Raw genomic sequence first — 12,563 nt, forward strand, 5'->3', positions numbered from 1 at the left:
ATTATGTCAAAAAGAAACTTATTGATAGTACTTACAGGAATATTTATTTTATCGTCCTGCAGTCAATCATTTCTGGATTTATATCCGGAAACCAATGTGACGTCTGCCTCATTTTATAAAACCATGACTCATTTTGATCAGGCATTAAATGCTTCATATACCGGATTCCGGAATATTGCCAATAACGGTTTGTTTATGGATGAGATGAGGTCGGACAATGCCTTCTATACGATCTATTACGGTGACCGTGGCCCATACAATGCAACTGAAAAACCGTGCTTGTTTATTGATGATGAGGTATCTGCAAATGCGGGACCGATAAGAGACCGTTGGACGGTTAACTACCAGAACATTGCCAAAGTAAACACCATACTCGACAGGGTGGACGCCTCGGAACTGACGGATGCTGAAAAATCCAAAGTTAAAGCAGAAGCTCTTTTTCTACGCGCCTTCTATTATTTCGACCTGGTTAAATGCTTCGGTGGTGTGCCCCTTAGTTTGCAAGAAGTTACAACTGCCGAGCAGGCTTTTTTACCCAGATCCACTGCGGAAGAATGCTATACTCAAATGCTGACCGACCTGAATACGGCGATCGAACTGGGATTACCCGTGCCTGTTGATTTCTCCAAAGACAACAAAGGACGTGCAACCATGGGTGCCGCAAAAATGTTGCGTGCCTACATCAGTATGACGAAATCAACCCCGGATTACAAGACTGCCGAACAGGATTTGGTAGCCATAACGAACATGAACTACGAGCTGTTGGAAAACTACGAAGATGTTTTTGATCCGAGCAATAAAAATCACCAGGAATCCATCCTTGAGGTACAATTTACCGAAGACGGATCAACAAGCCAATACAGTACTTTCGCATGGAGGCTTGCACCCAAATGCAGCAACCTGGTTGATATGATGGGAATAGGAGGATCAAACTATGCAGGGACCAGCGGCGGCTGGGTAGTGCCAACAAAAGAGATGGTTGATTCCTACGAAGCAGGTGATGCCAGACTACCGGCATCCATTGTTGTGGTTGAAGGATATTCTGAAGGCGATAATTTCTATTACGAAAGCATCAAGGAAGCCAAAGGATATCAAAAACCGGACGGCAAAACGTATCACTACATGGTGAAAAAATATTTTCATCCGCCGTACTCATACAGCTTGAGAAGTACCGAGAACTTCCCCATATACCGGTACGCCGGTGCATTATTACTTTTGTCAGAATGTTTAGTAAAGCAAGGTAAGAACACGGAGGCTTTACCTTATATCAATCAGGTCAGGACCCGTGCCGGAATTCCCCCATTAAGCAGTTGTACGCTGAAAGATGTATCTGACGAGATGAGGCATGAACTTGCATACGAAAACCACAGATGGAGTGACTTAAAGCGCACAGGATTAGTGAAAGAGGTTATGACAGCCCATGGACAAAGAATAAAAGAGCTCCATCCCTGGGTTAAGGCTACCAACAACGACGGTTGCTATATCATTGACGATTTCAGAATGATATATGCCATTCCAACACGCGAAATAGACATCAACAATCTGCTTGAACAGAATCCGGGTTATTAATAAATCCGAAAAATTTTAAGGATAGTAAGGGGAAATGTGTTTCTCCTTACTATCTTTGTTTATGGTAAGAAAATTTTCAGTAACAATTACATACCAAACACAATACCAAATGAAGTTAAGAAAACCAGTAGAAAAACTAATCTGCTCACTGATTTTTTTGAGCATTCTCGGATGCTCTCCAAGCAATATCTCAAAAATTGTTGATTTGAAATGTGAAAACCTGCGCAACCCTTTAGGGATAAACACGTTGCATCCACGGTTTAGCTGGAAAAATATTTCGGACAAAGAAGGCACACAACAAACTGCATACCAGATACTTGTAGCCAGCAACACCAACAACTTAAGTGAAGAAAAAGCCGACCTCTGGAATTCCGGGAAAGTGCTATCTCCGTCAAATATACTGATCGATTATCAGGGTAGCCCCCTTCATTCCAGAGAATTGCTCTATTGGAAAATTCGTACGTGGGATGAGAACGGCAACATTTCTAAATGGAGTGAAACAGGCACATTCAGCATCGGGATACTGGATGAAAGCGATTGGGCAGCTTCCTATATAGGTTATCCTACAGAAAACGGATTTCAACATTGTCCCCAATTCAGGAAAGTGTTTTCAATAGAAAAGGTGAATAAGGACGACACTTATCTGCTTCACATCAACAGCTTGGGCTATCACGAAGTGTTTATTAACGGACAGAAGATCGGCAATGATGTCCTCTCACCTGCAGTTTCTCAGTTTAACAAACGTTCGCTGGTCAATACCTACGACGTTACGCCCTACATGACGGCAGGTGAAAATAACCTGATTATCTGGTTAGGCAGCGGCTGGTATTCAAAAGGGCTGCCGGGAGTAGTCGGGGAAGGGCCGTCTGTAAAAGCTCAGCTGGAAAAATTCTCGGGTCAATCGGCAGAAAATATTGTCGTCACAGACAATACCTGGCTGGCTCGAAACAGCGAATATACCCGGATCAGCGACTGGATGTCCGGAAGGTACGGTGGAGAAGAGGTTTCCGGAAACCTGGAAACACAAAACCTCCTGTTCACAGAACCTGAAAAACTGACCTGGAATAAAGCGTCCGTTGTTGAAGTACCCAAACACGCCGTAACCCCTCAGATGGTTGAACCCAACAGGATTACAAAAGAAATCAACCCCTCGGCAATAAACAAGCTTAACGACAGTACTTTTCTAGTGGATATGGGAACAACCCTTGCCGGATGGTTCGAGATAACTTTCCCCCAATTGCAAGACAAGCAACAAGTTGTTCTGGAGTATTCGGACCACCTGGACGAGAACGGAGAGATAGTCCATCAAGGACAGACAGATCGTTACATCGCATCTGGCAGCGGTACAGAATTTTTCAGGAATAAGTTCAACTATCACGGATTCAGGTATGTGAAGATATCCAATCTTTACGAAGTACCCAATCCAGCTTCTGTTAAAGCATACCTTATCCACACCGATTTTGAACTCAATTCCGGTTTTGAATGCTCAGACACTGATCTTAACCGCATTCACGATATGGTGTTTTACACGCTGCAGTGCCTCGGATTAGGCGGCTACCTGGTAGACTGCCCTCAAATTGAAAGATTGGGCTACGGAGGAGACGGTAACGCTTCAACCGTTACTGCCCAAACCATGTTTAACCTCGCCCCGCTTTACAGCAACTGGCTGGACGCCTGGTCGGATGTGATCCGGGAAGACGGGAGCATGCCACATACCGCCCCTAATCCTTACGCTGCCGGAGGCGGGCCTTACTGGTGCGGATTCATTATATCGGCATCGTGGCACACCTACCAGAATTACGGAGACATCAATGTACTGGAAAAGTATTATCCGGTTATGCAAAAATGGCTTGGATATGTTGAAAGACATAGTGTCGATGGACTATTGAAACGCTGGCCCAATACCGATTATAGAAATTGGTACCTGGGGGACTGGGCTACACCCGACGGCGTTGGAAACCCCAACCACCTGGATGATAGATCGGTTGACCTGGTGAATAACAGCTACCTGTCTGTTTGCTTCAGCCAAATGGCGGATATTGCCGGGTACCTGGGTAAAGACAACGACAAAAAGTACTATTCTGAAAAGAAAAGTCAACTAAACGAGGTCATTCATGACACGTTTTTTGATGAACAAAAAGGACTCTATTCAACCGGATCGCAGATTGACCTTATTTTTCCAATGCTTGCCGAAGCAGTTCCTCAACACCTGCAGGGTGATCTGATAAAAACATTGATGGAAAGAACGGAAAAGGAAGATAACGGGCATCTCAATACCGGGCTCGTAGGAATACCCGTAATGATGGAATGGGCTGCGAAAAACAACCAACCGGAATTTATTTATTCCATGCTGAAGAAAAAAACTTATCCCGGATATTTATACATGCTAGAAAATGGTGCCACAACCACCTGGGAGCACTGGAACGGAGCCAGGAGCAGAATACACAATTGTTATAACGGCGTGGGGCAATGGTTTTACCAATCGGTGGGAGGAATCCGTCAAATCGATGGAAAAACCGCGTACAGCGAATTTCTTGTCGATCCCCAGATCCCGAGTGGGGTAACCTGGGCCAAAACCCGGATAAACACCCCAAAAGGATGGGTAAGCGTGCATTGGGAAACAGTTGACAACCGGATGAAAATGGAAGTAGAGATCCCTGTCGGTTCAATCGCCAAAGTAAAGTGTCCTGTTTCAGGTAAGGAGATCAAAATAAACCATCAACTGCATTCCCCCCAAGACGGATCAGTAGAATTACAGAGCGGAAAATATTCCATTGAATATCCGTTGTAAAACAGATGAACAGCAATTGATGAACTTATTTTGCCATAGTTTTTAATTCCTGAAATCTTTTTTTCAGTTTTTTCATCTTTCGGGAGTCTTTCAACCGGAGAAAAGCATTGTCAGTTTCCAACGGATCCTTTCTTAGATCGAAATATTGCTGAAACCCGTAATGAGGATACAGTATATATTTCTCCTGAATGGATATTACCGCCTGGGAGGAGGGGATAAACTCCTCATTGTTTATAAAAGGATGTTCGAAGAAAAAATCATCCCTCCGGGGATGTTTTTTCTTCAAGTAAATAGTTGACAAGTCCTCCCCCTGCATAACATTGGGAACAGGGCTTCCGGAGGCAGAAACAAGAGTTGGGGCGATATCTATGTTCAGGGCAATTTCCTCATAGCTAACGCCCCTTCTGCCAGCAGGAATCCGGGGATCAAAGACTATTAAAGGCACACGGATGGATTGCTCGTATGCATACCATTTGTCGGCTATCTGAAAATCGCTTTGAAAATATCCGTTATCCCCTGTAAATATTATTAACGTATTGTCCAGCTCACCCTGCTCTTTCAATTTTTCAATAATCTCACCGACTGCCAGATCAATCTCGGTAACCATTCTATAGTATGCTTTCATATACTTCTGATATTTTTCCGGAGAATCAAACCGCCAGTGCCAGCGGACCCTGCTTTCGCACTTTTCATTGGCTATGAAAGGAGGCAATGAGTAGTAATGTTGCGGCGTAGAGGTTACAGGCATTGGAATTTCAATGTCTTGATAATATTTTTCGCTCGACGGCTTATACCGATACTGATCGTGATGATTATCCTGTGCATGTGTGGCAAAAAAACTTACCGACAGGCAAAAAGGCTTATCAGTTGGCCTGTTTTCCAAAAAATTAATGGCATCGTTCAGGTTTTTATCGGTGACATGAATAGAATCTCCTTGAATTTTTGTGTAAAGAAGTCCGTTCTCGTCTTTCCCCAAAACATTGATCCGTGCCCCATTTAATGGCATCCAGTGTAACCCTTCGTACGAATTTACATAATCAAAATCATCTTCCCGTATTTTCCCTACCCCGTATTTTCCTACAAATCCGGTATAGTACCCATTTCTTCGGAGCACAGATGGATAAGTATCGGCAAAACTCCCTTCATCTATCTCTTTCGAAAAGCGATTGATTCCATGCCTGCTCATGTACTGACCGGTTAATATCGATGCCCGGCTAACCATGGAGATGGGAGTGGTCACATAGGTATTTTCAAACTTGACTCCTGCTTCAGCCAATCTATCGAGGTTTGGCGTGTGAACAACATCGTTACCAAAACAGCCTATCGAGTTCCATCTTAGATCATCTGCCAGAAGAAAGACAATATTCATTTTTTTGTCCTGGTCCTTGGCACTCAGCGAAGAGAAAGGGGAGTAAAAGAGACCCAGTCCGACTGAAACCCCCAGTGAAATATTTAAATTTTTCATATTTAAATAAATTTACTTGATAAAAAATATTACTCAACCGGATTCACGGTTTTAAGTGTCACCGGCCCCAACAATCCTGATTTAATCAACGGAACCTGTGTCCAAGGCACATAGACCTTGTTTAACCCGGGGATATTGGTAGCGTTAATGTTTGTATCCGTATAATTTCCACCTGTGATTGCATCACCCGTCAACCTGTTGGACCAGGTATTGGCTACTTCAATTACCAGCGTATTATCTCCCGGCCGGATTATGTCGGTCACATCAAACCAATAGGGTTTCGTCCACGCAATGCCCAGGGAGACATCGTTCAAGATTACACTTCCTATTTTGGACAGTTCTCCCAAATCGAGAAATATTTTCTGGCCTTCTTTTTTAAAAGCTGAATTGATGTCGTACTGGAATGTTTTTTTATAAGTGGCCGTTCCGGAATAGTATTTGATCTTTTCGTTTTTCGACTCTGTCCAGGAGGTTAATTCAGGCAAGATGACTTTCTCGGGCGTGTCAAATACTCCGGGAAAGAAAAGTTCCCAGGCCCCGTCAATAGGCTGCATAGAAATATGGTTATCAAACACATAATTTTGACTTCCTTTATTTAATTCAAATACTCCATCGTTCAAAATATACGTCCGATTGCGGTATGTAAATACCCGACTGTCTGACTGGTTCAAGCTGGTTACCTGATCGTACTTCGCCCGGTTTTCTCCTTTTCTAAACACATAAAAGATCGCCCCGTATGGAGGTAGAGACACTGGTATACTCACGGAAGCGCTGTTCAGGCTGTAAATATCCGGAGAATCGGTTTCACCTGATTGGGGATTCCATATTTCAGGAATTTTATTTTGTTGACGGAAAGCCACATTTTTGGAAACCCAGTGGTTTCTTGTGTTTCTGATATAATAAAAATCCATACCGTTTGTTTTGTAATGAGTATAATCAAAATCATTAAACTCAAATCCGGGATAACTTACGTCGGGTTGAATATTCATTTTCTTCAATAAACCCAGTGGAGTCGCATCAGTGATCACAAAACCACTTTTATTGTTCTTGTCCCATAATTTATCGATAAGCTGTTTTGTTTCGTTATCGTCTCTAACCGACACCCGCAGAGGTTTCTCTCCGATAATTTGTGCGCCCTGCCGTAAGAGATCTTCAATTTTCTTCAAAACATCCGGATGCATTTCTTTTTCAGGTTCTAAATACAATAACTCAAAAATGGCTCCTGATGGCAATTTGAGCTTTTTGTTCTCCACCGTTAACCGGGTGAAAATCTCCGTGTTGATAACTTCATAGTCATACCCCGGACCTACAGCAAAACGGCTGTTTTTGTGGCCCGTGAAATTGGGGGTTCTGTCACCGTAATAATAGAGTACATCTGCATAAAAATCAGCTTCCTGAAGTATGAAGGAAACCCTTGATAAATAATTGTTAAAAGGTTCGGTTTTAGGAAACCAGATATTTTTAAGGTTATAGTGTGTACCCGCAGAATAAACACTTCCCGGTTCTTTTATGTTACCGGGGTAATGGGTAAAGCCATGGAAAACCACCTTGTTCATCCCTTCACAAAAAGCCCGGTCTCCGTATGGTTTCATATCGGAAGGGGCTTCCTGCCAATGCTGAAAAGTCGTGAAAGCTTCCTGTTCAACAATTTTTCGCTGGTAGATATGTGATGCTGCGGAGACTTCTTTGACCATACGCAACACATCTATGCCGTCTTTGTTAAGTCTGTTGTGGTTAATCCAGAACTCTCCCCTTGGAATATCGATTGCTCCCAGGGATTTCAAGGGTTCAACAGGAACGTTATGAAGCGGATAACCCGGGCCTCCCGATTCTGAATTGATCTTTAATCCATAGCTGTTGGTGATTTCCTTAGCTTTACGATAGAAATTATTGATCATAAGTTCAGACAATGTTTTCTGGAAATCAGTTTGAAACCTTTCAGCAAGGGAAGGTTGATACAGATCTTTGTTAAAAAGTAAAGGTAGGAATTTATATATGTCGTAACGGTGCATATCCCTGAAAACGACTGGCAAGCTAGGGGTCCAGGTCATTCCTCGGGCTTCATAACTCGCTAAATAAAGGCTTTTCAACGAAGATTCCCGAAAATCCGGCACAATGGTTCTGAGCTTTTCAATAACGTAGTCAAAGTGCATCTGGGTGGCGTTGGCATCAAAATGATCAATAATGGGTCCGGTTGAATTTGGACTTGGCAGCATTAGTTTTTCTGTTGAGTTGGACGTAATAAAACGATAAACATCCCAATCTCCTTCCGGAACCTGCCAGTTCAAAGTTTCACTCTGAGGATCAAAAAACCGCGTTACGTCAATAATTTTTGCCGTATCAGCAATCACCTCCTTTGAAGGCAAAGCGACAACGGCTATCTCTCTATAGTATACCGGTTTCCCGTTTCTATTGAATTTGATTATTGTTTCTTGCCCCCGGTTATCATTTTTGGGTACTTCCGGAAAAGGCAATTTAATTTTTTGTTGTTTCTTTATGTTATCTATTTTTGTTTTTGACATATAAATTGCTTTCGAGGCAAATTCGGGAGTTACCCAGCTGCCGCCTGCATTCCAGCTGCTTGCCATATTTAGCCCGGCCTCCATCCCGTATTTCTTTGCTTCATCCAACGCAATTTTTATGGCTTGTAAGGATTCTGAACTTAAAAAAGCAGGCCCAGCAGGGGTTACTGTATCCGAGGCATTGACCCCTATCTCAAAAATATCAAAACCCATTATCCCCACCTCGTGCATAGCTTTTATTTCTTCTTTGATCCTGTTGGTATCAATATATCCGTTTAGCCACCAATAGTAAACTTTGGGACGTGCATATTGAGGAGGCGTTTCAAACCCTTTTTTCAGAGCATCGTATCTGTTCTGTGACAAAACAAGTTGACTACCAAACAGACAACCTAAAATTAAAAAAACAAATGGTAACTTTTTCATGATCCGTTTTGTATGTTATTGTATAATTACTGGCATTATTGTGAAATTATTACTGATTCGATATTCAAATAATTGGCCACTTTTTGTATGAGATGGGCATTATGTCCAATTCCTAAAGCAAAATGATGTGTAGGGCCTTCGTTCATCCATCTATACAAGAAAGTCCTGACATCCGGTTTAAAATATCCCCGGGTATTTGTGTTTCCTGTTGGCGGAATTGGTCCCTTTACCGATTCTCCTTCAGCAATGACAAATTTGAATTTTCCGTCACAGGTTGAATTGATGGACAGCATAGTGATAGGCCCTTCTTTGATTTTAAACTCTACACCGGCCCCACTACCCGGTTTACCGTGATATTTTATCAAACTTCGCAACACGGGTTTCCCTTCAGCAATGGAGATATTGTGTGGCCCGTCGTGTCCAACCAATACGAACCCTTCATTAAAATCCACCGGATGAAATTCGGCAAAACTCCCTCCTATGCCCAGTAAATTCATGATCATCATAGCAACCAACGTTTTTAAATCAGATTCTCCACACATCGGAAATCCGGAAGAAGTGAGTAGCGAATTACCCACTATCAGGTTCGACATGACAAGTTCTTCCGTGCTTTTCGGACTTCCATTATAATAATAAGCCAGCCCGTCGATCTTCTTACTTTCAATAAACTTCTTTAGCGCTACAGCTACCCGAGCGGAGGTGTTCAGATCTTCTTTGTTTAATTTCACCGCAATAGGATCGGACACTGGATCAGGTGTATCAAAGAATTCTAAAATCATGTTCTCCGTTTCCTCTATCTCACTCTCCCTGCAACTGACATAGTGGTCGACAATTTCATTGGCTTCACACTCCACCACATGACATCCGAAAAAAGATGTCAGCATGGTTATATCCGTATGCATATCCAGCATAGCATTTATAGGATGTCCAATATGCCCGAAATGAGCTTGTTTCAGTCCCTTGAGGACTCTTGCTATTTGACAATACTCCGCTATTTTTCTGTCAGCCTCGGGATCATCGTACAGGGTACCAATGATTACACCGGGGATCCTCTTCCCCATCCTTGCAGCAACACCGGTAAATTCTGGCAAGGAGCATATGTCATCGTTCGCAAGCTGCATATACGTAGAAGCTTTTGAATAGTCTAACGCTTTTCTTGGCTGTAAAGCAACCAATATTATGGGCACATCAACAGCCCTTACAATAACGCCAAATGTTCCTGATGTAGCATAGGTCAACATATTGCAGAATAGCATATCAAGATTGGCTGCTTGAATTTTCAATACGGTTTCGTATGCCTTAGAAGGGTTGTCAACCATCCCAAAATCAATGATTTTTACCGCTTTGGGGGGCACTTTACCCATGATAACCTGATGTTTCTCCATCAATTCTTCAAATAATCCGGGAAATTGACTCCAATAAAAATCATAGCCAACTCCAAAAAAACCAATATGAAGTTCCTTATTTAACTGGGGAGAGAAAAATTCTTTATACTCGTTCATCTCTTATACTTTTAGTTTATGAATTTGAAATCGATTTTATTCTGGGAATAGCTAAAGTGAATATAATAAATGCCACGGAATACATTACTCCGGCATAAATCCACAGCGGATTGTAAGAAAATCTGTATATTATCACTCCCATGAACGGATTAACAATGAGGGATGATAAAGCCCCGGCTGTACCGGACAACCCAACAACGGTGGAACTTGAATTTTTGCCGAACATATCCCCGATGGAGGTAATGTAATTTGTAATCCACAAGCCGTGCGCAAAAAATGCTGAGCTTAATAACAGGATGATGACTCCGACAGAATCTGTATATCTCACAAAAATAGCTGAAGCGGTAAGTAGAGCAGCAAATCCCATTACTGCTTTTCTTGACAGATTGACATCCCCCGTCTTTTTCAAAACGGTATCCGACACAAATCCTCCAAAAATATTGGAGACACCCAGCGCTAAATAGGGTATCCAGAATAAGTTCCCAATTATTTCCAAAGAGACGCCCTTGGTCTCATTCAGAAATTTAGGTATCCAGAACATGTAAAAATAAATGATGGGATCAAGCAGAAACCGGATCAGGATAAAGGTCCCGGCCTCTTTAGATTTCAGTAAACCCAACAATTGCTTTCTTAAAGGCGGAACATCCGACCTATTGTTGCTCAACTCTTTATTCAGATGATTATTTTCTGATTTTGCCTGTGGAAAGAACAGCCAGATCAACGTCCACAGAATACCAATCCCCCCTACAATAAAAAAAACGCCGCGCCAACCTACACTATCCATTAAAGAAACCGTTAACGGAGGAGCGACTACTGCTCCAAAGGCAGAACCACCAATAGCTAATCCGTTCGCTAAGGCTCTGTTTTTCTTAGGCACCCACTCTACAACCGCTTTAATTACTCCTGGAAAGGCTCCCCCTTCCCCAACTCCTAAAATAAACCGAAACAGCGCAAATTCATAAAAATTATCGGCAAAACCGTGCATAAATGTAGCAACCGACCACAATGCAACCGACAGGGCTAACCCTTTTCGGCTTCCGAAACGATCTATCAAGATACCGCCGAGAGTAAACATGATAGCATAACCAACCAGAAAAGAAGTATTGATAAGTCCGTAGTCGGTATCATTGATGTTTAACTCGCCCTTAATTTCAATAATGGATATGGAAAGTACTTGCCTGTCCAAAAAACTTAGTCCGGTTGCCAAAGCACACATCAGAACAACCAACCAAATAAAACCGGAATATTTATTTTTCATTTTCATTGTTAACGCACTATGTTTGAAATTGCAAATATATTATTTATTTTTGTAAAAAAATATATTTGATTATTTTTGCGGAAAATAAAATGTAAAACAAAACAATGAATCGGGATCGTACGTCGAAATACTTGAAAATAAGCCAGGAAATAATTTCTCAAATTGAATCGGGGATTTTACAACCAGGGAACAAAATATCTTCTGAAAATGAACTGATTAATGAATATAAAATCAGCAATACGACGGCACGTAAAGTCCTTTCCTATGTTGAAAACCAAGGGTGGGTAAAAAAAATAAAAGGGAAAGGAACTTTTGTCATTAACCGGTCAAAAGAGATGCACCTTAATCGGATTCTGGGGTCTTTCGATGCCATGAAAGAAAGCTTCCGGAACAATTTAATAAAAGAAGGCTTAACGCCCAAAGACATCTTACTTGAAAAAATAATTTTAAATGAAGGGATATCAATTAACGTGAATAACAAGAATCATGTCATTGAGGGTAAGGTACTCAAACTGCATCGCCTGCGGTATGCAAATGACGTTCTTATGAAAGATGAAACCAAATATATCTCAATGACCCTGTGTCCCGACATTCACCTGGATGAAATGAATGACTCATTGATAAATTTATATGAAAAAAAATACCGCATCCATCTGAGCGATATACAAAGAACGATTTCCACCAAAGTTGTCGATCCGAAAGAGAAGGAAAATTACTTTGGCAACAGTATTCCTATGGCTGTATTTATCCTGGGGAGCGTGGCCTCAAATGATCGATCTGAAACCATTGAGATAGAATATTCATTGTACAGAGGCGACAAATACAGCTTTACCATCAACACAAAACCCGACCTGCTTTAAACTTAACTGTAATTTTAAAAGTAAACGCAATTCCTACAGTAAAAATATCATTTTACATAGTTATTCTGGAATAATCTATTATTAATTTTGTCTAAAATATTATATTTTTCGTGAATATTATTGTGACAATAACTCTATACTTTTGAATTATTAGGCAATTGTAGTTTTCAATC

General features: G+C 41.6%; 7 protein-coding genes. 3 read left to right on the forward strand and 4 right to left on the reverse strand.

Going from position 1 to position 12,563, the window contains the following annotated elements:
- Positions 1 to 3 precede the first annotated feature (3 nt).
- Together KCV26_00275 and KCV26_00280 are read left to right on the forward strand one after the other, a co-directional pair.
- On the forward strand, positions 4 to 1,569 hold the full coding sequence (locus KCV26_00275) for a RagB/SusD family nutrient uptake outer membrane protein (GenBank protein WZX36862.1): 1,566 nt from the start codon (positions 4 to 6) through the stop codon (positions 1,567 to 1,569).
- Positions 1,570 to 1,678: 109 nt separating this feature from the next.
- Positions 1,679 to 4,360 (forward strand): family 78 glycoside hydrolase catalytic domain, encoded by a 2,682-nt coding sequence (locus tag KCV26_00280; protein ID WZX36863.1) that lies wholly within the window; start codon positions 1,679 to 1,681, stop codon positions 4,358 to 4,360.
- 25 nt (positions 4,361 to 4,385) lie between these two features.
- Here the strand turns inward: KCV26_00280 and KCV26_00285 are convergent, their stop codons facing one another.
- The 4 genes from KCV26_00285 to KCV26_00300 are packed head-to-tail and all read right to left on the reverse strand — an operon-like array spanning position 4,386 to position 11,530.
- Entirely contained in the window at positions 4,386 to 5,825 is a 1,440-nt protein-coding gene (locus tag KCV26_00285; protein ID WZX36864.1) for a sulfatase-like hydrolase/transferase, read from the reverse strand.
- 29 nt (positions 5,826 to 5,854) lie between these two features.
- Positions 5,855 to 8,770: a hypothetical protein gene (locus KCV26_00290; protein WZX36865.1), complete on the reverse strand. Its 2,916-nt coding sequence runs from the start codon at positions 8,768 to 8,770 to the stop codon at positions 5,855 to 5,857.
- 35 nt (positions 8,771 to 8,805) lie between these two features.
- Positions 8,806 to 10,272, reverse strand: coding sequence for an L-fucose/L-arabinose isomerase family protein (locus KCV26_00295; protein ID WZX36866.1), 1,467 nt, complete (start codon positions 10,270 to 10,272; stop codon positions 8,806 to 8,808).
- A gap of 16 nt (positions 10,273 to 10,288) precedes the next feature.
- Complete coding sequence (locus tag KCV26_00300) at positions 10,289 to 11,530, reverse strand: MFS transporter (GenBank protein ID WZX36867.1); 1,242 nt, start codon at positions 11,528 to 11,530, stop codon at positions 10,289 to 10,291.
- Between the two features lie 104 nt (positions 11,531 to 11,634).
- Here KCV26_00300 and KCV26_00305 point away from each other — a divergent pair, with 104 nt between their 5' ends.
- Entirely contained in the window at positions 11,635 to 12,390 is a 756-nt protein-coding gene (locus KCV26_00305; protein ID WZX36868.1) for a GntR family transcriptional regulator, read from the forward strand.
- Positions 12,391 to 12,563: the final 173 nt, after the last annotated feature.

This window comes from Petrimonas sulfuriphila, assembly GCA_038561985.1.
GTDB classification, from domain to species: Bacteria; Bacteroidota; Bacteroidia; order Bacteroidales; family Dysgonomonadaceae; genus Petrimonas; species Petrimonas sulfuriphila.

What these genes read in the sequence shown, in the direction of transcription:
- KCV26_00275 (WZX36862.1), top strand. Translation starts at nt 4, where the DNA reads ATGTCAAAAAGAAACTTATTGATAGTACTTACAGGAATATTTATTTTA.
- KCV26_00280 (WZX36863.1), top strand. Translation starts at nt 1,679, where the DNA reads ATGAAGTTAAGAAAACCAGTAGAAAAACTAATCTGCTCACTGATTTTT.
- KCV26_00285 (WZX36864.1), bottom strand. Translation starts at nt 5,825, where the DNA reads ATGAAAAATTTAAATATTTCACTGGGGGTTTCAGTCGGACTGGGTCTC.
- KCV26_00290 (WZX36865.1), bottom strand. Translation starts at nt 8,770, where the DNA reads ATGAAAAAGTTACCATTTGTTTTTTTAATTTTAGGTTGTCTGTTTGGT.
- KCV26_00295 (WZX36866.1), bottom strand. Translation starts at nt 10,272, where the DNA reads ATGAACGAGTATAAAGAATTTTTCTCTCCCCAGTTAAATAAGGAACTT.
- KCV26_00300 (WZX36867.1), bottom strand. Translation starts at nt 11,530, where the DNA reads ATGAAAAATAAATATTCCGGTTTTATTTGGTTGGTTGTTCTGATGTGT.
- KCV26_00305 (WZX36868.1), top strand. Translation starts at nt 11,635, where the DNA reads ATGAATCGGGATCGTACGTCGAAATACTTGAAAATAAGCCAGGAAATA.